18 protein-coding genes are annotated in these 23,831 nt (G+C 62.1%); 8 read left to right on the forward strand and 10 right to left on the reverse strand.

Annotation, left to right across the window (positions count from 1 at the left end):
* Nucleotides 1-323: 323 nt before the first annotated feature.
* A complete protein-coding gene (locus tag KDW95_RS05670; protein WP_255855312.1) occupies nt 324-2,120 on the reverse strand; it encodes an acyl-CoA dehydrogenase C-terminal domain-containing protein in 1,797 nt (598 codons plus the stop codon).
* 138 nt (nt 2,121-2,258) lie between these two features.
* The gene (gene bktB, locus KDW95_RS05675) at nt 2,259-3,443 is read right to left on the reverse strand and encodes a beta-ketothiolase BktB (protein WP_255855313.1); all 1,185 of its coding nucleotides are present in this window, start codon (nt 3,441-3,443) and stop codon (nt 2,259-2,261) included.
* A 214-nt stretch (nt 3,444-3,657) separates the two neighbouring features.
* On the opposite strand from bktB, the gene KDW95_RS05680 reads away from it, so the two are divergent.
* Nucleotides 3,658-3,975, forward strand: coding sequence for a DUF1840 domain-containing protein (locus KDW95_RS05680; RefSeq protein ID WP_255855314.1), 318 nt, complete (start codon nt 3,658-3,660; stop codon nt 3,973-3,975).
* 195 nt (nt 3,976-4,170) lie between these two features.
* Here KDW95_RS05680 and KDW95_RS05685 read toward each other — a convergent pair whose 3' ends face one another.
* Complete coding sequence (locus tag KDW95_RS05685; protein ID WP_255855315.1) at nt 4,171-5,250, reverse strand: substrate-binding domain-containing protein; 1,080 nt, start codon at nt 5,248-5,250, stop codon at nt 4,171-4,173.
* A 126-nt stretch (nt 5,251-5,376) separates the two neighbouring features.
* Here KDW95_RS05685 and KDW95_RS05690 point away from each other — a divergent pair, with 126 nt between their 5' ends.
* Genes KDW95_RS05690 through KDW95_RS05710 form a run of 5 tightly spaced genes read left to right on the forward strand, consistent with a single transcriptional unit; the run spans nt 5,377 to nt 11,417 of the window.
* Nucleotides 5,377-5,868 (forward strand): formate dehydrogenase subunit gamma, encoded by a 492-nt coding sequence (locus KDW95_RS05690; RefSeq protein WP_255855316.1) that lies wholly within the window; start codon nt 5,377-5,379, stop codon nt 5,866-5,868.
* Complete coding sequence (locus tag KDW95_RS05695; RefSeq protein ID WP_255855317.1) at nt 5,868-7,403, forward strand: formate dehydrogenase beta subunit; 1,536 nt, start codon at nt 5,868-5,870, stop codon at nt 7,401-7,403. Before KDW95_RS05690 ends, KDW95_RS05695 begins: the two co-directional genes overlap by 1 nt.
* Before the next feature lie 20 nt (nt 7,404-7,423).
* Entirely contained in the window at nt 7,424-10,297 is a 2,874-nt protein-coding gene (fdhF, locus tag KDW95_RS05700; protein WP_255855318.1) for a formate dehydrogenase subunit alpha, read from the forward strand.
* Nucleotides 10,297-11,157 carry a formate dehydrogenase accessory sulfurtransferase FdhD gene (gene fdhD / locus KDW95_RS05705; RefSeq protein ID WP_255855319.1) on the forward strand — a complete coding sequence of 287 codons (861 nt, stop codon included), beginning with the start codon at nt 10,297-10,299 and terminating at the stop codon, nt 11,155-11,157. Before fdhF ends, fdhD begins: the two co-directional genes overlap by 1 nt.
* A gap of 11 nt (nt 11,158-11,168) precedes the next feature.
* Nucleotides 11,169-11,417, forward strand: a complete 249-nt coding sequence (locus KDW95_RS05710) for a formate dehydrogenase subunit delta (protein ID WP_255855320.1) — start codon at nt 11,169-11,171, stop codon at nt 11,415-11,417.
* Between the two features lie 364 nt (nt 11,418-11,781).
* Here KDW95_RS05710 and KDW95_RS05715 read toward each other — a convergent pair whose 3' ends face one another.
* The 5 genes from KDW95_RS05715 to KDW95_RS05735 all read right to left on the reverse strand — a co-directional run bounded on the left by KDW95_RS05715 (nt 11,782) and on the right by KDW95_RS05735 (nt 17,807).
* On the reverse strand, nt 11,782-12,576 hold the full coding sequence (locus KDW95_RS05715; RefSeq protein ID WP_255855321.1) for an IclR family transcriptional regulator: 795 nt from the start codon (nt 12,574-12,576) through the stop codon (nt 11,782-11,784).
* Nucleotides 12,577-12,767: 191 nt separating this feature from the next.
* Nucleotides 12,768-14,264, reverse strand: a complete 1,497-nt coding sequence (locus KDW95_RS05720) for a CoA-acylating methylmalonate-semialdehyde dehydrogenase (RefSeq protein ID WP_255855322.1) — start codon at nt 14,262-14,264, stop codon at nt 12,768-12,770.
* Between the two features lie 95 nt (nt 14,265-14,359).
* Nucleotides 14,360-15,517, reverse strand: coding sequence for an iron-containing alcohol dehydrogenase (locus KDW95_RS05725; RefSeq protein ID WP_255855323.1), 1,158 nt, complete (start codon nt 15,515-15,517; stop codon nt 14,360-14,362).
* Between the two features lie 115 nt (nt 15,518-15,632).
* Complete coding sequence (locus tag KDW95_RS05730; protein ID WP_255855324.1) at nt 15,633-16,508, reverse strand: enoyl-CoA hydratase; 876 nt, start codon at nt 16,506-16,508, stop codon at nt 15,633-15,635.
* A gap of 30 nt (nt 16,509-16,538) precedes the next feature.
* Entirely contained in the window at nt 16,539-17,807 is a 1,269-nt protein-coding gene (locus tag KDW95_RS05735; protein WP_255855325.1) for a CaiB/BaiF CoA transferase family protein, read from the reverse strand.
* Between the two features lie 649 nt (nt 17,808-18,456).
* On the opposite strand from KDW95_RS05735, the gene KDW95_RS05740 reads away from it, so the two are divergent.
* The gene (locus KDW95_RS05740) at nt 18,457-18,792 is read left to right on the forward strand and encodes a hypothetical protein (RefSeq protein ID WP_255855326.1); all 336 of its coding nucleotides are present in this window, start codon (nt 18,457-18,459) and stop codon (nt 18,790-18,792) included.
* An 81-nt stretch (nt 18,793-18,873) separates the two neighbouring features.
* Here the strand turns inward: KDW95_RS05740 and KDW95_RS05745 are convergent, their stop codons facing one another.
* Both KDW95_RS05745 and KDW95_RS05750 read right to left on the reverse strand, forming a co-directional pair.
* Complete coding sequence (locus KDW95_RS05745; protein ID WP_255855327.1) at nt 18,874-19,842, reverse strand: agmatinase; 969 nt, start codon at nt 19,840-19,842, stop codon at nt 18,874-18,876.
* A gap of 457 nt (nt 19,843-20,299) precedes the next feature.
* Complete coding sequence (locus tag KDW95_RS05750; protein WP_255855328.1) at nt 20,300-21,811, reverse strand: aldehyde dehydrogenase family protein; 1,512 nt, start codon at nt 21,809-21,811, stop codon at nt 20,300-20,302.
* A 336-nt stretch (nt 21,812-22,147) separates the two neighbouring features.
* Between KDW95_RS05750 and betA the strand changes: the two genes are divergently transcribed.
* Nucleotides 22,148-23,827, forward strand: a complete 1,680-nt coding sequence (betA, locus tag KDW95_RS05755; RefSeq protein ID WP_255855329.1) for a choline dehydrogenase — start codon at nt 22,148-22,150, stop codon at nt 23,825-23,827.
* Nucleotides 23,828-23,831: the final 4 nt, after the last annotated feature.

Raw genomic sequence — 23,831 nt, forward strand, 5'->3', positions numbered from 1 at the left:
AGCATTGTTAACCTTAACAGCGGCTGAGCCTGCATTATAGCGGGTGCTTTCACAGCCTTTACCAACAGACGCACGCCTGGCACTCAGCCGACCCTGCGCCCAATCCCGGGCCGGAGACAGCAAACTGAGGCGGCACGACGTGCACAGCCGCTGAAAAAGAGGCTTGTAAGAGCTTGAACTCAAAGGTATTCCATTATGTCGACTGCAGTGTAGCCCAGTCTGCCCTGAATGTGACCCCTATGCCCTGCGCACAAAAAACCGCCGAATCCCTTGCAGAATTCGGCGGTAACTATTGAAAGCGTATCAAGATCCCAACAGCGCTGTTATAAAGCGAAAGCCTCTTCCGACAGTTCCAGCAGGGTGTCGGCGCTGTCTGTCAACGTTGCCGCCAGGCCTTCGTTGCGCGGCAGGATACGGCGGAAGTAGAACCGCGCCGTACTGAGCTTGGCACTGTAGAACGCGGTCTCGCTACTGCCGCCATCGAGCGCCTGCTGCGCCGTCACCGCGCTGCGCGCCCAGATATAGGCCAGTACGGTATAGCCGCTGTACATCAGGTAATCGAAGGCGGCGGCGCCCAGCTGCGCCGGGTCCTGGCCCATTTCGGCAATCAGGCGCTCGGTGAGCGCATTCCAGCGCACCAGCTGGCGTTCCAGTTCGATCACTAGATCCGCCAGTGCCGCGTTATCGCGTTCGGCGTCGATAAAGGCCTGCACCTCGGCGGCAAACCCCTGCTGCAGGGCCCCCTGGCTGCCGTTGACCTTGCGCCCCAGCAGGTCCAGTGCCTGGATACCGTTGGTACCCTCGTAAATGGGCGCTATGCGGGCATCGCGCAGGATCTGCTCCATGCCCCACTCGGCAATATAGCCGTGGCCACCGAAGACCTGGATACCCAGACTGGCCGCTTCCACACCCGCCTCCGTCAGAAAGCCCTTGGCAATAGGGATCAGCAGCGCCAGGCGCGCCTCGGCGCGCTGGCGTTCGGCCGGGTCCTCGGCACCATGGGCCAGGTCCACCAGCTGGGCACAGAGATAACTGAAGGCTCGTCCACCCTCGGCGAAGGCTTTCTGGGTCAGCAGCATGCGGCGCACATCCGCGTGCACGATAATCGGATCGGCGCTTTTCTCAGGCGCAACCGCACCGCGCAGTGAGCGCATCTGCAGGCGGTCACGGGCGTAGGCCAGGGCTCCCTGGTAGGACAGCTCGGCATGACAGATGCCCTGCTGGGCAATAAAGAGGCGCGCATTGTTCATGAAGGTAAACATGCAGGCCAGGCCCCTATTGGGCTCACCGAGCAAAAAGCCCCGGGCACCGTCAAAGTTCATCACGCAGGTGGCGTTGCCGTGGATACCCATCTTGTGTTCCAGCGAACCACAGCCCAGGCTGTTGGCCTCGCCCAGGCTACCGTCATCCGCAACGTTGTAGCGCGGCACCAGGAACAGCGAAATGCCTTTGTTGCCCGCCGGGGCATCGGGCAGGCGCGCCAGCACGATATGCAGGATGTTCTCCGCCATGTCGTGCTCACCGGCGGAAATGAAAATCTTGGTGCCCGTGATGGCATAGCTGCCGTCGTCATTGGGTTCGGCCCGGGTGCGCAGCAGGCCGAGATCCGAACCTGCCTGGGGCTCGGTCAGGCACATGGTGCCGGTCCAGCGCCCTTCCACCAGCGGCGGCAGATAACGGTCACGCAATGCCTCGGTGGCGTGTGTCATCAGGGTCGCCATGGCCCCGTGGGACAGGCCCGGGTACATGGTCCAGGACCAGTTGGCGCTGCCGTTGATTTCCGCCACGATGGTGGCCAGCGAGTCGGGCAACCCCTGGCCGCCAAACTCCGGCGCCTGGGCCAGGGACGGCCAGCCGCCCTCGATATAGCGTGCATAGGCCTGTTTGAACCCGGCCGGGGTTTCCACCCCCGCCTCGCCCAGCTGGCACCCCTGGTCCCCGGCCTGGTTGAGCGGTGACAGCTCCTGGGAGGCAAACTTGCCCGCCTCCTCCAGAATGGCGTCCACCATGTCCGTACTGGCCTCTTCGGCACCGGGGAGCCGGACGTAGTGACCCTCGAAATCCAGCAGTTCCTGCATTGCAAAACGGATATCACGCAACGGCGCTTTATACTCGGGCATCTCGTTTACCTCTTGAACTCTGTCACGGCCGTGCTCGGCACGACAGCGATGATCATCTTGTTTTGAAGTATTGCCGCCTGACCGGGGCTGAACTCTTCAGAGCATAGACCCCGCTACCCGGCACGGGCAGCCAGGCATTCAGTCGCGCTCGAACAGGGCCGCAATGCCCTGGCCACCGCCAATGCACAGACTGACCATGGCGTAGCGCCCCTGTACACGCTTGAGCTCGTACAGCGCCTTGACCGTGATCACCGCACCGGTGGCACCGATCGGATGACCCAGGCCCACACCGCTGCCATTCGGGTTCAGTCGATCAGCCGGCAACTCCAGCTCCCGCGCCACGGACAGCGCCTGGGCCGCAAAGGCCTCGTTGACCTCGAAAACATCGATATCGCCGACGGCCAGATGGTTGCGCGCCAGGATCTCGCGAATCGCCGGCACCGGACCTATGCCCATATATTTGGGCTCGACACCGACGACACTGTAATCCACCAGCCGGCCCAGCACCTCGCGGCCTTCGGCCCTGGCTTTTTCACGGTCCATCAGCAGCACGGCGGCGGCGGCATCGTTGAGACCGGACGCATTGCCCGCCGTGACGCTGCCATCGCGCCTGAACACCGGTTTCAGCTTCGCCATATCGGCGACCTCACAGTTCTGGCGAACATGCTCGTCCGTCTCGAACACTTGGGCGCCCTTGCGGCTTTTGAGCTCGATCGGCAGGATTTGCCCGGCAAAGCGTCCTTCCTCGGTGGCGCGCTGACCACGGCGGTGACTTTCTACCGCCAGCGCATCCTGGTCCTCGCGACTGATGCCGTATTTTTGCGCCAGATTCTCGGCAGTGACTCCCATATGGATGCTTTCCATCGGGCAGTGCAGTGCAGACGTCATGGCATCCACCATTTCGCCGTTGCCCATGCGCTGGCCGAAACGGGCACTCTGGAGCCAGTAGGGCGCTCGGCTCATCGATTCGGCACCGCCGGCAACAGCGGTATCGCAAACACCCAGTTCAATCTGCTGGGCGGCGCTAACGATCGCCTGCAGACCGCTGCCGCAAAGGCGGTTAACCGTCAGGCCAGGGGTCTGTTCCGACAGGCCACCCTTGAGCGCCGCAACCCGCCCCAGGTACATGTCGGCGGGCTCGCTGTGGATGACGTTGCCAAACACGCACTGCCCTACGCTGTGCGCATCGACACCGGCGCGGCGTACAACTTCGGCCACCAGCCGTGCAGCCAGGTCCGATGGTGACTGGTCCTTGAGACTGCCACCAAAACTGCCAATCGCGGTACGTGCGCCGCTGACCACCACCACTTCTCGCTTGTGCATCGCTGTTCTCCTGCTCTCTTGCCGACTTTGTCGCGAGTTTTAGAAACCGTATTCGGACATGGCACCAGTGTGGTCAGGCCGGCCGATATCGACAAGAACAAAACAAGCCGAATATTTGACATATTCGGTCACACCCGCCGCAGGTAGCGAGTGCCCTCCGGCCTTTGCCACTACACTGATAGCCACAGCAAGGCGATGACACCCGGAGGAAGACATGCTGATCAGATTCCACAGCGAGGCCCATGCCGACTTCACCATGTTCGGCGATATCGGCAAACAGCTGATACGCCTGACCGGCCACAGTATCCAGGTGCCGGGGGCCATCCTGGCGGCAGATGCCAGCACGGCGCTGACACAGCTGAAACAGGCGCTGGAGCAGCCGCCACAGCCGGCCGACGCTCAGAAGACAACGGGCCCGGACGACGGAGAGTTCGTACCGGCGATCAGCTTGGCGAAACGGGCGTTTCCGTTAATTGAAATGCTCGGCGCCGCTGCCCGCGACGGCAAGGATGTGCTCTGGGACTACGTCTAGAAAGGCAACCGCCGCCCGACACAGCAGGCGCCATGCGCCCGGGTCAGACTGCGGTCCGTAATGCGAAAAACGCGCCGGAACAGCGTGCAGCAGCGGTGCCCCTGGCGGGACCCTGTATGCCCTGGCACCCGTCCGGCAGGACAGCGGCCCCTCTTCCTTCAATAGCAATTACGGTCAACTTTTTGACAGAAACGGTCAGCCCTGCGTGCCTGTTGCGGCGTCAAAGAGTTCATCGATACCGCAGACCTCACCGCACTGGCTGGGCGAATACCCCGGCAGAGCCGCCACCGCCGACTTGAAGGCCTCGCTTGAAACCAGGTCGATCAGGCGCTGCAGCTTGGGATCGTTCAACGCCTGGCGGTGGCACACGAACAGGTAGTGCTCGGTGGCCAGCGGCACAAACCCCAGGCCAAACTGGCGCGCCGCCGCCTCGACCCCAAAGCCCGCATCCGCCATGCCGGCGGCGATATAGGCGGCCACCGCCGAATGGGTGTACTCCTCCAGTTCATAACCCCTGATCTTGCGCACCGACAGTTTGGCATCGCGCAACAGGCCGTCGAGCAGCGCCCGGGTGCCGGAATCCTTCTGGCGGTTGATAAAGCGCACATCGCTGCGCAACAGGTCAGCAAGGCCCTCGATGCCGTGGGGATTGTCCGGCTTGATCATCAGTCCCTGGTTTCGGGTAATGAAGCGGATGATGCGGTGACTGCGGGGCTTGAGCAAACGACGATAATTTTTCATCAGGGGCCCACTGATCGCCGCCGTGGGTACGTGAAAGCCGGCCAGATCACAGGCACCACGATTGAGCGCCGCCAGCGCCTCCTGCGGGCTGCAGTACTGCAGGTCGAGCTGCAGGTCCTGCGCGAAACGCGGCAGCAATGCCACCGCATAACCATGGCTGGCATGCAGCCGCAACACCGGCTTTACCCCCTCCAGCAGCTGCTGAATTTCCAGGTTCAGCTCCGACCCCAGGCTTTCGAGCTGCGGCCCCAGGCGCGCAGCGACGCGCTGTTCGGCCCAGAGCAGCTTCTCCCCCAGGGGTGAAAGCCAGGCGCCGCGTCCCTTCTGCATGTCCACCAGGGCCACGCCAAAAAAGTCCGCCCACTTGTTGAGCAGGTTCCAGGCGTGACGGTAGGAAATGCCCAACTCCGCCGCAGCCGCCGTAAGCTTGCCACTCTGGTGCACGGCGCTGAGCAGGCCGAACAGCTGAGGGTCGAGCCGGTTGCCGGCCTCGTCGGTAAAGGACCAGGCCGGTGTTATCTGTATTTTTTTCATATGAACTTTATTTCATATTTTGTGTTTGACCCAGCAATGCTAACTTTGCCGCATTCCAAATGGAAACATAATCATAAAATATGCACCACGTTGCATATATTAACGATAAGAGCCCAGGTGAATGCAATGAGCGGCCTCCCCCAGTGGACCCCCGAGTTGATCCAAGCAGAAATTGACGCCCTGAAACACAAGCCCGGCGCCCTGCTGCCCATCCTGCACGCCATTCAGGACAAGTTTGGCTACGTGCCCCCCGAGGCCGTACCCCAGATCGGCGATGCGCTGCAGCAGACCCGCGCCGAAGTCCACGGCGTGATCAGTTTTTACCACCACTTTCGCACGGCAGCGCCCGGTACTCATACGCTGCAAATCTGTCGCGCCGAAGCCTGCCAGTCCATGGGTTCGCGCGCACTGGAGGCCCACGCCAAGGCCAGCCTGGGTGTCGATTACCACGGCACCACGGCAGATCGCGAGATTACCCTGGAGCCGGTGTACTGCCTGGGCAACTGCGCCTGCGCACCCTCGGTGCGTATCGGTGACGACATCCACGGTCGGGTCACACCCGAGAAGCTGGACCGCCTGGTAAGCCGCATGACCACCCGTGCCCTGGAGTTGAAATAATGACGACGCGCATTTTTGTCCCCTGCGATACCACAGCACTGGCCATGGGCGCCGACACCGTTGCCGCCGAGCTCGCGCAGCAGGCACGCAGTCGCGGTGCCCAGGTTGAAATCATTCGTAACGGTTCACGCGGCCTGTTCTGGCTCGAACCCCTGGTGGAAGTCGAAACCCCGGACGGGCGTATTGGCTTTGGCCCGGTGGAGGCAGACGATGTCGCCGCCCTGGTGGACGCCGGCCTGTTCGAGGGCAATGCGCAGCATCCGCTCGCCCTGGGCCTGGTCGAGGAGATTCCGTTTCTCAAAAACCAGCAGCGCCTGACCTTCGCCCGCGCCGGTATCACGGACCCTGTATCCATCGAGGATTACCGGGCGCTGGACGGTTTCAGCGGCCTGGAAAAAGCCCTGCAGCTGGATGGCCAGCAGATCGTCGACGAAATCAAGGCCTCTGGCCTGCGCGGGCGCGGCGGTGCGGCCTTCCCCACGGGCATCAAATGGCAGACGGTACTGAACGCACCGGCCGAGCAGAAATACATCGTCTGCAACGCCGACGAAGGCGATTCCGGCACCTTCGCCGACCGCATGGTGATGGAATGCGACCCCTACATGCTGATCGAGGGCATGGCGATTGCGGGCCTTGCGGTCGATGCCACCCAGGGTTACATCTACCTGAGATCCGAATACCCGGTGGCACACCGGCTGATGAACCAGGCTATCGAGCGCGCCTATGCCGCCGGCTACCTGGGTGACAACCTGATGGGCAGCGGCAAGCGCTTCGACCTGGAAGTGCGTCTGGGTGCCGGTGCATACATCTGCGGCGAAGAGACCTCCCTGCTCGAAAGCCTCGAAGGCAAACGTGGCCTGGTGCGTGCCAAGCCGCCACTGCCGGCCATCGTCGGGCTCTTCGGCAAGCCCACCGTGGTCAACAACGTGCTGTCCCTGGCGGCCGTGCCCTTCATCATGGACAAGGGCGGCGAAACCTACGCCAGCTACGGCATGGGGCGCTCGCTGGGCACCCTGCCGATGCAGCTGGCGGGCAACGTCAAGCGTGGCGGCCTGATCGAGCTGGCCTTTGGCGCCACCCTGCGCCAGCTGATGGAAGACTTTGGCGGCGGCACTTTTTCGGGCCGTGCGCTGCGCGCGGTGCAGGTGGGTGGCCCGCTGGGCGCCTACCTGCCCGAAAGCCAGTGGGATACGCCGCTGGACTATGAATCCTTTGCCGCCGTGGGCGCGGTGCTGGGTCATGGCGGCGTGGTGATGTTCGACGATACTGTAGACATGGGCGAGCAGGCGCGGTTCTCGATGGAGTTCTGTGTCGTTGAATCCTGCGGCAAGTGCACCCCCTGCCGTATCGGTTCGACCCGCGGCGTCGAGGTCATCGACCGTATCCGCGCCAACGACAACCGCGACGCCAACCTCGAACTGCTGGCGGACCTCTGCGACACCATGGTGGACGGCTCCCTCTGTGCCATGGGCGGCATGACGCCGTTTCCGGTACAGAGCGTCATGAAGCACTTCCCTGAAGACCTGCAGCGCTAAGCTGGGCGGAGACTAGAATCATGTTGCAACATTTTGATCCCAGCAAAGACTACGGCACCCCGGCGCGCCTGTCCGAAACCCTGGTAACGCTGGAAATCGACGGCGTACAGGTCAGCGTACCCGAAGGCACCTCAGTGATGCGCGCGGCCTCCCTGCACGACATCAACATTCCCAAGCTCTGCGCGACGGACAACCTGGAAGCCTTCGGCTCCTGCCGTCTGTGCGCCGTGCAGATCGAAGGTCGCCGTGGTTACCCGGCTTCCTGCACGACACCGGCCGAAGCCGGCATGAAGGTCAGCACCCAGAACGGCAAGCTGGCCAAGCTGCGCCGCAATATCATGGAGCTGTACATCTCCGACCACCCGCTGGACTGCCTGACCTGCCCGGCCAACGGCGACTGCGAACTGCAGGACATGGCCGGTGCCGTGGGCCTGCGGGACGTGCGTTACGGCTTTGACGGTGAAAACCACCTGGACGCCGAGACCGACAGCTCCAACCCCTATTTCAGCTTCGATGCCAGCAAGTGCATCGTCTGCTCGCGCTGCGTGCGTGCCTGCGAAGACGTCCAGGGCACCTTCGCCCTGACCATCGAGGGCCGAGGCTTCGACTCCAAGGTCGCCGCCGGCCAGGGTGGCGACTTCATGAGTTCGGACTGCGTCTCCTGCGGCGCCTGCGTCCAGGCCTGCCCGACCTCCACCCTGATGGAAAAGAGCGTGATCGACGCCGGCCAGCCGGAACACAGCGTCGTCACCACCTGCGCCTACTGCGGTGTCGGCTGCTCCTTCAAGGCAGAAATGAAGGGTGACCAGGTGATCCGCATGGTGCCCTACAAGGGCGGTGATGCGAACCACGGTCATTCCTGCGTCAAGGGCCGTTTCGCCTTTGGTTACGCCACCCACGCCGACCGCATCAAGCAGCCGATGATCCGTGACTCCATCGACCAGCCCTGGCGCGAAGTCAGCTGGGAAGAGGCCATCGGCTTCGCCGCCCGTCGCCTGAAGGAAGTCCAGGGCAAGTACGGCCGCGAAAGCATCGGCGGCATTACGTCCTCGCGCTGCACCAACGAAGAAACCTACCTGGTGCAGAAACTGGTACGCGCAGGCTTTCGCAACAACAACACCGACACCTGTGCCCGTGTCTGCCACTCCCCCACCGGTTTTGGCTTGAAAGCCACCCTGGGCGAGTCCGCCGGCACCCAGACCTTCGACTCGGTGATGCAGTCCGATGTAATTATCGTGATCGGCGCCAACCCCACCGACGCCCACCCGGTGTTCGGCTCGCTGATGCGCAAGCGTCTGCGTGAAGGTGCCGAACTGATCGTGGCCGACCCGCGTAAAATCGATCTGCTGAAAACGCCGCACCTGAAGGATGCCCAGCACCTGCCGCTGCGCCCGGGTACCAACGTCGCCCTGATCAATGCCCTGGCCCACACCATCATTGACGAAGGCCTGGAAGACAGCGCCTTTATCGCCTCGCGTTGCGACGACAAGGGCTACCAGGCCTGGCGCAGTTTTATCAGCGATGTTCGCAACTCCCCCGAGCAGATGGAGTCCGTCACCGGCGTGGCCGCCGAGGCGGTACGCCGCGCGGCCCGCACCTATGCCAAGGCCCCCAACGGCGCCATCTACTACGGCCTGGGCGTGACCGAGCACAGCCAGGGTTCCACCATGGTCATGGGCATTGCCAACCTGGCGCTGGCCACCGGCAACATCGGCCGTGAAGGCGTGGGCGTCAACCCGCTGCGCGGCCAGAACAACGTCCAGGGTTCCTGCGACATGGGCTCCTTCCCCCATGAACTGCCGGGTTACCAGCACGTCTCCGACGACAGCGCCCGCGCCCGCTTTGAGCAGGTCTGGGGCGTGACCCTGGACGACGAGCCGGGCCTGCGCATTCCCAACATGTTCGACTCGGCCATCGCCGGCACCTTCAAGGCGCTTTACGTGCAGGGCGAAGACATCGCCCAGTCCGACCCCAACACGCACCACGTTGAGGCGGCACTCAAGTCGCTCGACTGCCTGATCGTGCAGGATATCTTCCTCAACGAAACGGCCAAGTTCGCCCATGTGCTGCTGCCGGGCTCCTCCTTCCTCGAGAAGAACGGCACCTTCACCAACGCGGAACGGCGCATCAACCGCGTGCGCAAGGTCATGCCCGCCATCGCCGGCAAGGAAGACTGGGAAGTGACCCAGGACCTGGCCAATGCGCTGGGCTACCCGATGAACTACAGCCACCCGTCCGAGATCATGGACGAGATCGCCAGCCTGACCCCGACCTTTACCGGCGTCAGCTACGATCGACTGGAAGAACTGGGCAGCATCCAGTGGCCCTGCAATGACCAGCACCCGGACGGCATGCCCACCATGCATGTCGAGGACTTCCCCATTGGCCGGGGCCAGTTCGCCATTACCGAGTACGTCGCTACCGAGGAGCGCACCAACCGTCGCTTCCCGCTGCTGCTGACCACCGGTCGCATCCTGTCGCAGTACAACGTGGGTGCCCAGACACGCCGTACCGAGAACCAGGCCTGGCACGACGAGGACGTACTGGAAGTGCATCCGTCGGACGCCGAACTGCGCGGTATTTCGGACGGCGACTGGCTGGGCATTTCCAGCCGTGCCGGCCAGACGGTACTGCGCGCCCGCATCAGCGATCGCATGCTGCCGGGCGTGGTGTACACCACCTTCCACCACCCGGGCAGTGGCGCCAACGTCATCACCACCGACAGCTCGGACTGGGCCACCAACTGCCCCGAGTACAAGGTGACCGCGGTGCAGGTCGAGAAGGTCAGCCAGCCGTCTGAATGGCAGCAGAACTTCCAGGCCTTCGAGAAGCTGCAGCACCAGCTGCTCAAGGGCGATGCCGCCACCCTTGCCAGCGGTAACGGAGCCGGCTGATGGGCAGCAAGGCCCCCGGCAGCCGCGAGGCCCGCGTCGACATTCGCATGAATGCAGGCGCCACCGGTAGCCAGGCACAGCAGGCCACGGACTGCATTGCCGAGGAAGTGCCGGTGGCGCTGGTCTTCAACGGCATATCCCATGCCGTCATGATGGCCAGCCCGTCGGACCTCGATGATTTTGCCCTGGGCTTCAGCCTGACCGAAGGCATCCTGCAACACCCCGATGAGCTCTACGACATCGAGGTTGTGCAGGAGGCCCGCGGCATCAGCGTGCAAATGCAGATCAGCGCCCAGCGCCTGGCCCAGCTCAAGCAGGCCCGGCGCAACCTGACCGGGCGCACCGGCTGTGGCCTCTGCGGTACTGAGTCGCTGGAACAGGCGATTCGGCCCATCGCCCGGGTACAGGCACCCAAACTGTCGGACCAGGCCATTCAGCGCGCCCTGGCGGATCTGCAGCAGCACCAGCCGCTGCAGGGCCTGACCGGGGCCAGCCACGGCGCCGCCTGGTGCAATGCTGACGGCGAGATTCTGCTGGCACGCGAAGACGTCGGGCGCCACAACGCGCTTGATAAACTGATCGGTGCCCTGATCAAGGCCAGACTGCCGCTGGAAAACGGCTTTGCGCTGGTATCCAGCCGGGCCAGCTACGAGATGGTGCAAAAAAGCTGCAGTGCCGGCATTGGCGCCCTGGTCGCCGTCTCGGCGCCCACGGCCCTGGCCATCGAACAGGCGCAGCAGGCAGGCCTCATGCTGGTGGGCTTTGCCCGCCCCGGCCGGCACGTGATCTACCATCCTGGCAACCAGGGTCAACCGGAAAACACCCCTCATTCGCTCAACCCCGCCCGCGCGGCGAGTTAAGGACAGAGTCCATGAACCAGCTCGATACCCTGATCCACATGGCGAACCAGATCGCCGACAACAACAGCCACTACGGCACCCAGCAAGAAGCCGCCGAGCGCGTGGCCGCGCACCTGAAGAAATTCTGGGCGCGCAGCATGAAGCAGCAGATCATCGGCTACCTGCAGGATGACGGCAGCAATCTCACCCCCCTGGCCCGGATTGCCATCGAGCAGATGATGACAACGCTGCGGCCTGAGCCGGCCGATCTTGCGGGCTAGGGACTGAGGGGCAAGGTGGAAGGAGCAAGGTGAAAGGGGCAAGGTGTGGTGAGACCACACGGGTGTAGCCCGCCAGCATTCACAACTGACCGGCACACTACCCCTCCTGCAACGGGACATGAACGCCTGATAATCACATCAGGCGTGGGTGGCAAACCTACAGCCACTGCCGCTTGAGCAGCCCGCCAGACCCTACAGTTTTGGCGCCTCTAGTGTAGTGTTGCACTCTTGGTGGTGCTTTAGAACGCGCTCATTTTTTCGCCAGCCAAGGCGTGAGGCGGAGTCATAGTGGGGCTACGGCGACAACGAACAACGCAGGATGGCGGAAAAAGGGGCCGTTATAATCTTCATATAGCGTGAAACACTACACTAGCCGTTCGTTCTTGGCCGACGGGGTATCCGTTACCAGATCCCCCAGTTCCAGCGCCGCCTGGCGCAAGAGGGGTTCAAATTCCAGCAGTTCATCCAGGGTTTTGCGCAGTATGGGGGCATGGGTGAATAGGCAGGCCATCAGCCGGCCGCTTGCGTCCTTGATCGGGACGGCGAAGGCGACCATGCCATCGACGAACTCTTCATTGTCGGTACCGCACTCATTCGCGGCCACCGCTAGCAGGGTCGATTCCAGTTCCAGTGGGTCAGTCAGGGTGTTACGGGTGCGCTTTTCCAGCACAAGCTGCTGGATGATGCGCTGGCGTTGAGTCTCGCCCAGGGAGCTCAGGTACAGTTTTCCGCTGGCGGTGCAGCCTACGGGCGTATGGCTGCCGACGGGCAAGTAGATCTGCAAGGGCCAGTTGGTCTGGACGCGGTCGTAATAGATCATCTCGGTGCCATCCGGGATGGCGATACCGCAGGTTTCACCGACCTCGGCTGCCAGCTTTTTCAGGATCGCCTGGCGCAGGGCCTTGAAGCGGCTGGTGTAGAGCACGCCCAGGGCGATGCCGTGCAGCCGGTCGGCGGGCACCAGCAGACCACGCATGTTGGTTTGCAGGTAGCCCTCGGCCTCGAGTTGCTGCAACAGGCGATGCACACTGGGCTTGGGAATATCCAGTTGCAGGGCTAAATCGGCCGGACTCAGGGGGCGTTCGGCGCGAGACACCGCCTCGATGATCTCCATCACCCGGCTGATGGCGGAACCTTTTTCTCTGCGCTGAACGGCCATTGCATATCCTGTCATTCGAAGGTTGCGCCCACTATAAGCCAGAACCCGCATCACCGAAAAACAGTAAACGCAAAAAGGGGACTCAGGGTCCCCTTAAACGTTGAATTTCAAGCACTCAGACACTGCAGCACCGAACCCACCCTGTCTCCGTACCGGCCAGCAGCAGGCCCTGACGAACAGCTCAGCGCCGGTTACTTCATGGTGGGCATGGAGAACTCAGCGCCTTCACGCACACCGGCCGAAGGCCAGCGCTGGGTGACTGTTTTGCGCTTGGTGTAGAAACGCACGGCGTCGGGGCCGTAAGCATGCAGGTCGCCGAACAGCGAGCGCTTCCAGCCACCAAAGCTGTGGTAGGCCACGGGCACCGGCAGCGGCACGTTGATGCCGACCATACCCACCTGGATATTGTCACTGAAGTAGCGGGCCGCTTCACCGTCGCGGGTAAAGATGCAGGTGCCGTTGCCGTACTCATGGCCGTCGATCAGGTCCATCGCTTGCTGCATGGTTTCCACGCGCACCACCTGCAGCACCGGGCCAAAGATTTCTTCCTGGTAGCTCACCATCTCCGGGGTCACGTTGTCGATCAGGGTGCCGCCGACGAAGAAGCCATTGGCGTACCCTTGCACTTCGGGGTTGCGGCCATCGACCACCACCCGGGCGCCCTGTTCTTCGGCGCTGTTGATGTAGCCGACCACCTTTTCCTGGTGTTGCCGGGTGATCACCGGACCGAAGTCGTTGCTGTTGTCGCTATGCGCCCCGACTTTCAGCTTTTTCATCGCTGCGGTCATCTTGGCGATCAGCGCATCAGCGGCGACATCACCCACGGCAACCGCCACCGACAGCGCCATGCAACGCTCACCGGATGACCCGAAGGCCGCTCCGAGCAGCTGGTTGACGGCATTGTCCATATCGGCATCCGGCATGACGATGGCGTGGTTCTTGGCGCCACCGAGCGCCTGGCAGCGCTTGCCGTTGGCAGTGGCGGTGCTGTAGATGTATTCGGCAATCGGGGTCGAACCGACGAAGCTGACCGCCTGGATGCGCTTATCGTGCAGCAGCGTGTCAACGGCTTCTTTGTCACCGTTGACGACGTTCATCACGCCATCGGGCAGACCGGCTTCGCGCAGCAGCTGGGCGATGAACAGGGTGGAGCTGGGATCGCGCTCGGACGGCTTGAGAATAAAGCAGTTACCGCACACCAGGGCCATGGGGTACATCCATAGCGGTACCATTGCCGGGAAGTTGAACGGCGTGATGCCGGCCACGACACCCAGCGGCTGAAACTCGCTCCAGGAGTCGATACTGGGGCCGACGTTCTTGCTGTGCTCGCCCTTGAGCAACTCCGGCGCACCGCAGGCATACTCGACGTTTTCGATGCCGCGCTGCAGCTCGCCGGCGGCATCGTGGCCGATCTTGCCGTGCTCTTCACCGATCATCTGACAGATCTGATCGGCGTGTTTTTCCAGCAGTTCCTTGAACTTGAACATGATCCGCGCGCGCTTGATGGCCGGGGTGTTGCGCCAGGCCGGATACGCCGCTTGGGCGGCAGCGATGGCCTGTTCCACGGTGGCTTTGGACGCCAGGTCGACCTGCTTGGTGGCGTCCCCGGTGGCGGGGTTGAAGACGTTCTGGCTGCGGGTGCCTTCGGTGATGATTTCGCCGTTGATCAGATGTCCGACGGTGTTCATAACATGTTCCTCAAAGTTGAATCGTGCCGCGTTGTGCAGCGCTCAGTCACACAGAATGGACAGGCTGCGCCTGTTTGTTGTTTTTAGCGCAGGCGTTACCAGAGCTGTTGGTAGATCTCGATGACGTCATCCGCACTGGGTACACGGGGGTTGTTGTTGGGGGAACCCGATGCCAGCGCCTGCTCGGCCATGGTCGGCAACAGGTCAAAGAACGCCTGGCGTTCAATGCCGAACTGCGCCGGCGTCGGCACCTTCAGCTCAGCGTTCAGGGCGATGAGTTCCTGCAGCAATTTGTGGTTGGCCTGCTCGTCGCTGTCCTGCTCGCGGGCCACACCCATGGCGCGGGCACAGTCGGCGTAACGCCCGGGGGCGGCCGGAATCGAGAACGCGGTGACACTGGGCAGCAGCATGGCGTTGGACAGCCCGTGGGGCACATGGAAGGCGGCGCCAATGGGTCGACTCATGCCGTGCACCAGGGCGACCGAGGCATTGGAGAACGCCACGCCGGCCAGGGTGGAACCCAGCATCATCGCCTCGCGGGCCTCCCTGTCGGACCCCTCATGGTAGGCACGGCGCAGATTCGGGCCGATCAGGCGCATCGCGGACAGTGCCTGGCTGTCACTGTAGGGGTTCGCTTTTTTGCTGACATAGGCTTCCATCGCGTGCGTCAGCGCATCGATACCGGTGTCGGCGGTAATGCGTGGCGGCAGGCTCAAGGTCAGGTTGAAATCGATCAGGGCCGCGACCGGCATGAACCCGATACCGACACAGAGCATCTTCTCATCGCTGGTCTCGTCGGTAATGATGGTGAAACGCGTCACCTCGGAGCCGGTTCCGGCGGTGGTGGGAATCGCGATAATGGGCAGGCCGGCCTCAATCACCATACGGGGAAACTTGTAGTCCTGCATCGTGCCGCCGTGGCGGGCCAGAATCGCGATCGCCTTGGCACTGTCGATCGGGCTGCCGCCGCCAAGCGCGATAATGCAGTCGTAATCCCCATCACGCGTTATGTCGACACCCGCCTGAATGGAACGGACGGTCGGCTCGGGGACGGTATCGGCGAACACATCGGCGGATACCTGATGCTCGGCCAGGCATTTTTGAATGCGACCGGCGTAGCCCAGTTCCACCATCATCTTGTCGGTAATGATCAGCGGGCGCGTGCAGCCAAGGCTCGCCAGGACAGTGGGCGTATCCTGGCTGGCTCCGTCGCCAACCTGCATGATGCGCGGAAGAATCACTTGAGTAGACATATCGACTCCTGAATTTCGGATCATTCGAGACAGCAGGCCCCTGAATCTGGAAAACCCATATGCCATCTCCGTATTCTGTGAAGCAGCGCCACCGGTCGATGGCGCTATTCTGGAGCTAGCGGTGCCGGAAAACCGGGGCGCGCTTGGCGATGAACGCATGCATGCCCTCTTTCTGACCCTCAGTCGCAAAGGCCGCCTGGAACAGACGCCGTTCATGACGGATGCCCTCGTTCAGGCTGGTCTCGAATGCGACATTGACCGCTTCCTTGGCCATGCGCACGGCAGGGCTGTTGTAGCCTGCAATGGTGTGTGCCGCTTCCAGTGCGGTTTGCAGCAGCTCCTTTGAAGGCACTACCCGTGCCACCAGGCCCGCCGCCTTGGCTTCGTGCACGTCGATAGTGCGCCCGGTCAGAATAAGATCCATGGCCAGCGCCTTGCCGACAGCGTTGGTCAGACGCTGCGAGCCGCCTATGCCTGGCAAAATGCCGAGTTTGATCTCCGGCTGGCCGAATTGCGCATCTTCCGCGGCAATGATGAAATCGCACATCAGCGCCAGTTCGCAACCGCCGCCCAGGGCATACCCCCCCACGGCGGCGATGATCGGCTTGCTGATCAGGCGCAGCGCATCCCAGGGCGCAAAGATGTCGTCGCAATAAAACTCTGCGTAGCTCAGATTCGCCATTTCCTCGATATCAGCCCCGGCGGCAAAGGCGCGGGCGCTGCCGGTAATCACGATGGCACCGATGTTGTCGTCGGCGTTGAAAGCCTTGAGGGTTTCGATGACCTCCCGGGCCAGTTGCCGGTTCAGGGCATTGAGGCTTTTGGGACGGTGCAGGGTGATAATGCCTACCCGTTCGCGCCGTTCGACCAGGATGGTTTGCAAAGTATCCGCGGCCGGTTTCACCGCAGCAGGTGCGGTATCGGGTTGCTTCGCGGCATTGCTCTGTTCTGTGCTGACTGACTTAAGCGGGTTGCTGGTTTTTGTTGTCATCATGGGTACCTGAGGGTCTCGGATATGGATTTAGACGGCAGAAGCGGCCTGGTAAAGCGCGTCTGGCCCAGTGTCATCGACATCGCCATCATCGTGCGTCGTCGGCGCGTAAGCACCGTTGCTGGCCATGAGTTCTTCAAGAATCGCCTCGCGATGCGCGTTCAGCGCGGGAGACTGGATCGGTACTTCGGGGTCCACTTCTGACAGGGTGCTCATCTTGATAGGGTTACCGGCGGTGCGCACCGCCCGCTCGCCTTCCCCTTTCACCTTGACGATCATGTTGCGCGCGAGCAGCTGCGGATGGCTGAAGAGCCGATCGATGGTATTGATCGGCGCACAGGGCACACCGGCTTCATTAAGGGCATCAATCCAGTGCTGCATCGGTTGCGTACCGGTGATCGCTTCGATATCACGCACCAGTTGCTGGCGATTCTGCACCCGCAGATCATTGGTCAGGAATTCTGCCTTGAGCGCCAGATGTGGCGACCCCAGGGCGTCGGCCATCAGCAGGAACAGGGTGTCATTACCCGCGCAGATCACGAACTTGCCGTCAGCGGCCATAAAGGTTTCAAAGGGTGCCAGCGAAGGATGATTGTCCCCTGTACGCGTTGGCACGACGCCCTCCACATCGTAGCGGGCCAGTGCCGTCTCCATCAGGGCGGCCTGGCAGTCGAGCATGCCGATATCCACACGCGCCCCCTGGGCATCGCGGGTTCGGCTGTAGAGTGCCGACAGGATACCCACCACGCCAAAGAGCGCAGCCCCCAGGTCGCCAAAGCTGGTGCCCACGCGGGCAGGCTCTTCATCGGGCCAGCCGGTCAGGCTCATGACCCCGCCCATCGCCTGCACTACCATGTCGTAGCCCGGCAACTCACTGAACGGCCCGCTGTGACCAAAGCCAGAAATCGAGGTGTAGACAATATGAGGATGTGTTTTGGCGAGCCTCTCGGGACCGTAGCCCAGACGCTCCATGACGCCGGGGCGGAAGTTCTCGACCACCACGTCGCAACTGTCCAGCAACCGTTCCAGCAGCTCGCGGTCACGGGGCGATTTTATGTCCAGCGAAATGCTTTCCTTGCCGCGGTTGAAGCACATGAAATAAGCGGAATCCACGCCCACGAAGGGGCCGAATGCGCGGGTGTCATCCCCCGTGCCAAACCGCTCAACCTTGATGACCCGTGCGCCCAGATCTGCCAGCACCATGGTGCAATAGGGACCTGCCAGCACGCGTGAGAAATCCAGCACGGTAATACCGGACAATGGGCCGGGCTTCTTTTCTGTTTCGTTTGTTTGCGCCATAAGTGTTGCTCCGACCGCCAGTTATTATTTGGGTTGCGCCAATAACGATACGAAACATATCACTATAAGAATTCGATCGGGAACTAGACAATAGTTTAAGAGCTGCCGAAACGAGATCCGCTGTCGTTCTCATTGCGGACCTGCAAGGCCCGAAGGCGCCGGCTCAACCCCGGGCAACTGATGGATGGATGGATGGGTGGCTGGGTGGATGGATGGCTGAAGCCTGCGAATACCGGGTCCAGACGTTGCAGCTGGCCTGCGGCTCTGTGCGGGCTGATGGCAACCGACCTGCCCCCTGGCGCGCGCCGCGTTCGGCCAAGTGAAGGCGGGCTTGCGCCCCGGGCCTGCAAGCCTGGATCATTGATCACGGCATCCAGTCGACAAACTTCTGTAATTTCGGCCCGTTTCAACGATAATAGCCACTCACTGCAGGATCGCAGGACTTCAGAATCAGGATGATTCGACGATTCCCCTTGATCGGCCATGCCCCAGGCGGCGCCGATTACGATTCTGCGTTATGCTTTTCGCAATCGGGTGTCCGGGCTATGCCAGTCTGACCAGGGTACGATTGCGGAGCTTTCACCTTCCCGCAATTGGCCTGTCGGCTGCTACGGGCTGAATACAGGGAACCTTTTGGGTGATTGTCTATATGAGCGGAATTGATTCCAGCTATGCCGTTGTCAGTAATCCGAACCTCGAATTCTGGGTTCTTGAATACACCTGGGACAGCGAAGCCAGCGAGATAGGTCACACCTCCCAGCACCCGCTGATTGGGTTCGCCTACGGGGACAACCGCACCCTGGCCCTCACGCCCATGGGCAGCTACCGGGTACTGGGGGCCTGCCCGGAACTCTCGTCCCAGGGCGGATTTTACCGGCTTGAGCCCACCCGCACCGATACCCTGGCCTACCTGGTGCGCTCCACCCGCAGCCAGGCGCTGGAGTCCATCGTCGAGCGTGAATTCCGGGCATTCAATCGGCGCTAACCCAGGCAGAAAAACCCGCGCAAGCAGGTATCGGGGGATCAGAAAAGGCGCTGGCGGCCAGACACCGCCAGCGTTTTTGCGTCAGGCCGACTGGCTGCGTAAGGCACGGCCATGGAAGACATAGCCGATCAGGTTCATCAGTACCTGGGCCGCCAGAATGCTGGTGGAGCCGGTCTGGTCATAGTCCGGCGCCACTTCACACAGGTCGATTCCCACCACGTCACCACTGAGCGCCACGCCCTGCAGTATTTCCATTACCTCGTAGTACTGAAAGCCACCATGGCTCGGGGTGCCGGTACCCGGTGCGATGGACGGGTCGAAACCGTCGATATCGATGGTGATGTAGTAGTTCACACCCTTGGGAATCAGCTCCAGCACCCCCGCCGCACCCAGGCGACGCACATCGCGTACCGACAAAATGGTTGACCCTACCGCCTCGGCGGCCTTGTGATCGGCGCGGTTGGACGAGGACACGTTGCGGATGCCCAGCTGCGTCATGCCGGTAACGAAGTCCTGCTCGGAGGCCCGGCGAATCGGGTTGCCGTGGCCAAAACGCACGCCATGACGCTCGTCAACAAAATCCAGGTGGGCATCGATCTGGATGATATGGATCGGCCCCCGTCCCTCGAAGGCACGAATGCAGGGCGCGTTGACCGAATGGTCGCCGCCGACGACGACGGGCAGTGCACCGGCGTCGAGCATCTTGCGCACGCCGTACTCGATGTTGGCATGACTCTTCTCGGTGTTGGTGTGCACCATGTCGGCATCACCGATATCGACGATATCGACGCCCTCCAGGTACATCACGTCATCTTCATAGGAGTAGGCGCCGCCGTGGCCGAACGAAAACAGCGTTGAGGCTTCGCGAATGGAACGCGGCCCCATGCGGGCGCCGGAACGCCACTGGGTCCCGCAGTCAAAGGGCGCGCCCATAAAGGCCACGTCGGCCTTAATGTTGTCCCAGTCTTCGCAGGTGCGGTTCTTGCCAAAGGTGCAGAAGCCGACAAACGGCAGGTTCAGCCGACCTTTTTCGTAGGCGTTTTCACTCATTATTTGTTCTCCTCGATCAGGGCTGACGGTTACAACCAGCCTGGTCATTTATCTAAAAATTCAGTCTGTACTCGCAAGGAAACGGGCAAACCGTAGGATGGGTCAGGCGCGCATCGCACATTCCCTGTCATCCTTCGAGATCCGGGCGGGCCCTAACCCATCATGGGTACGGCAATCCGAGGGAATGATGGGTTACGCGACGCCCAAACAACCGGCTGGCATTGGGGCTGTTTCAAGTGCGTCGCTAACCCATCCTACAAAGCTGTGGACCGTAGGATGGGTTAGGCGCGCATTGCACGGATCCCAGCGCCCGTGCGGATCCCGGGCGCACCGTAACCCATCATTGACCGCGACCATTGGCATGATGGGTTACGCGACGCCTGGACCATTAGATGGCTCAGATAAATATGCATGATGCGTCGCTAACCCATCCTACGTTCAGGTCAAGCCGTGTCTCTTAGTTCAACGTGATCCACACGGATTTGGTTTCCAGCAGGCTGTCGAGTTGCTCAGGCCCGAGATCGCGGCCAAAACCCGACTGCTTGTAGCCACCAAAAGGCATGGCCGGATCGATGGTGCTGTGACCGTTGACGTAGACCGAACCCGCCTTGAGCTGCGGGATCACCCGGTGCACACGGGTCAGGTCATTGGAGTAGATGGCCGCCGCCAGGCCGTAGATGGAGTCATTGGCCAGGGCCACCACCTCGTCTTCCGTGCTGAAGGGCTGGCTCACCAGTACCGGGCCGAAGATTTCCTCCTTCACGATCTTCATGTCATTGCGGCAGTCCGCAAAGAGGGTCGGCGGCACGAAAAAGCCCGGACCTTCCAGGGCTTCACCGCCGAACACCAGCCGCGCGCCTTCCTGTTTGCCGGCCTCGATATAGCTGAGCACGCTGTCCTGCTGTTTGGCCGATACCAGCGGGCTGATAAAGCAGTCGGGATCGAGCCCCGGTGCCATCTTCAGGCCGCTGACGTAATCCGTCAGGGCCGCGAGGAAAGACGGGTAGATCGATTCGTGCACATAGAGCCTGGAGCCGGCATCGCACACCTGGCCTGAATTGAAGAAAATGCCCTGGGCCACCGCTGCGGCCGCCGCTTCGATGTCGGCATCCTCGAACACCACGACCGCCGACTTGCCCCCGAGCTCCAGCGTCATGCGTTTCATGTCGGCCAGCGCCGCCTGCCCCACCGTCTGCCCCACGGGGGTGGAACCGGTGAAGGTGATCTTGTCGATGCCGGGGTGGCTGGACATGGCCGCACCGACCACCGAACCGCGACCAGTCACGATGTTCACCACGCCATCCGGAATACCCGCCTGCTGCACCAGCTCGGCGAAGCGCAGCGTGCTGAGAGAGGTGAGTTCCGCCGGCTTGACCACCACCGTGCAGCCCACCGCCAGGGCCGCGCCCAGCTTCCAGGCCATGGTCTGCAGCGGGAAGTTCCACGGAATGATCGAGGCCACCACACCCACCGGTTCCTTGCGGGTATAGGCCACATAGCTGCCCGGCAGGGACGCCGGCTCAACGCTGCGACCATAAATCTTCGAGGCCCAGCCGGCGAAGTAGCGGAAGGTATCGATGGTGCCCTGGATATCCACCTCCAGCGCCTGCACCACCGATTTGCCCATGTCGATGGATTCGATCTCGGCCAGTTCCTGGGCGTTGGCTTCCAGCAGGTCGGCCAGCCTGTGCAGCAAACGCTCGCGCTCCAGCGGTTTGAGCTGGCTCCATTCGCCCTGATCGAACTGATGGCGGGCCGCCGCCACAGCACGATCCAGATCCACGGCCGTGCCTTCGGGTATCCGTGTCAGCACAGCGCCGGTGGAGGGCTCGATGACCTCACTAACCGCGCCGTCACTGGCGCCAACCCAGTCGCCGCCGATAAACATGCGCTGGGGTTTGGCGAGGAAGTCTCGCGTTGCCTGGGAAACCTGGTAGTTGTCGAGATACGCCTTTACGGTAGTGTCCATCGTCGCCTCTTTCGGTCTGCTTGTTATTCGCCGGGCAGGCTGCACCCTGTGCCGCCTGCCTCCTGTGCAACCCAGTATCGAAAAGACATAAACATTTAAAAATATCGATCTATCAATACACAGATTGACAAAACCTTATGCAATTAGCATCCAATGACAACCTAGGCAAGGCGCTAAACGCCAGGCGCGAAAACATTTATAAAGATAAACTTGTCGATTGATACAACGATATTTATCAATTAAACCCCCTAATCAAGAATAGGAACTCAGAACGGGCCCCAACGCGACTCCAGCAGCGATGGCCCATCGAACAAGCATAATAAAGGGGTATCCAGAATGACTGATCGGTATGACTACATCATCATCGGCGCCGGCTCAGCCGGTTGCGTACTGGCCAACCGGCTGTCGGAAGATCCCGCCACCTCGGTGCTGCTGCTTGAATCCGGTGGCAGCGATAAAAGCGTTATCATCCAGATGCCGACCGCCTTTTCGATGCCCATGAATACCAGGAAGTACAACTGGCGCTACGAGACCGTGCCCGAGCCGTACCTGAACGGCCGCCGCGTGCACTGCCCCCGCGGCAAGGTGCTGGGCGGCTCCTCGTCCATCAACGGCCTGGTGTACATTCGCGGCCATGCCTGTGACTTCGATGAATGGGAGAGCCTCGGTGCCCAGGGCTGGGGCTACCAGAACTGCCTGCCCTACTTCCGCAAGGCCGAGACCCACCAGCGTGGCGGTGATGACTACCGCGGTGACAGCGGTCCGCTGCACACCAACAACGGCAACAACATGGCCAACCCGCTTTACGGCGCCTTCGTTGATGCCGGCGAAGAAGCCGGCTATATCAAGACCCGGGACTGCAACGGCCAGATGCAGGAAGGTTTCGGCCCCATGCACATGACCGTCAAGAAGGGCGTGCGCTGGTCCACCGCCAACGCCTACCTGCGCCCCGCCATGGACAGACCCAACCTCACCGTCGTCACCCACGCCATGACCCGCCGTATTCTGCTGGACGGCAGCAAGGCCGTGGGCGTTGAATACTCCCGCGGCGGGCGCCTGCAGCGCGTGCACTGCAACCGCGAAGTCCTGCTGTCGGCCGGCCCGATCGGCTCGCCCCACCTGCTGCAGCTCTCTGGAATCGGCCCCAGGGCGGTACTGCGCGAAGCCGGTATCGAGGTGCTGCATGACCTGCCCGGCGTCGGCGAAAACCTGCAGGACCACGCCGAGATCTATATCCAGTACAAATGCAAACAGCCGATCACGCTGAACAGCAAGATGGGGCTGCTGAGCAAGGCGCTGATCGGTGCCCGCTGGCTGCTGCGCAAGGATGGCCTGGGCGCCAGCAACCATTTTGAATCCTGCGGTTTCATCCGCTCCGAAGCCGGGCTGAAATGGCCGGATGTGCAGTTCCACTTCCTGCCGGCAGCCATGCGCTATGATGGCAACGCCCCGATCAAGGGCCACGGCTTCATGGTGCTCACCGGGCCCAACAAGCCCAAAAGCCGTGGCCATGTACGCGCCATTTCACCCGATCCCGAAGTGCACCCGGCGATCCTGTTCAATTACCTCGAGCGCGAGGAAGACCGCGAGGGCTTTCGCAAGTGCGTACGCCTGACCCGGGAAATCATCGGCCAGCCAGCCATGGACGCCTACAACGACGGCGAGATCGCACCCGGTCCCGATGTCCAGACCGACGACGAGATCGACGCCTTCGTGCGCGACAACCTGGAGAGCACCTACCATCCCTGCGGCACCTGCAAGATGGGCGAAGACCCGCTGGCGGTGGTGGATTCCCAGCTGCGCGTCCACGGTCTGGAAGGCCTGCGGGTGATCGACTCCTCGGTCTTCCCCACCGAGACCAACGGCAACCTCAACGCCCCCACCATCATGCTGGCCGAACGCGCCTCGGACCTGGTCCGCGGCCGCCCGACCCTGGCACCGGCGGACGTCGAGGTCGGCCTGGTGGAGGGATGGGAAAGCCAGCAGCGGCCCCATGCACCGGTGCGGCGGGTTTGAGGCG

This window comes from Marinobacterium rhizophilum (genome assembly GCF_024397915.1).
Lineage (GTDB): Bacteria > Pseudomonadota > Gammaproteobacteria > Pseudomonadales > Balneatricaceae > Marinobacterium_A > Marinobacterium_A rhizophilum_A.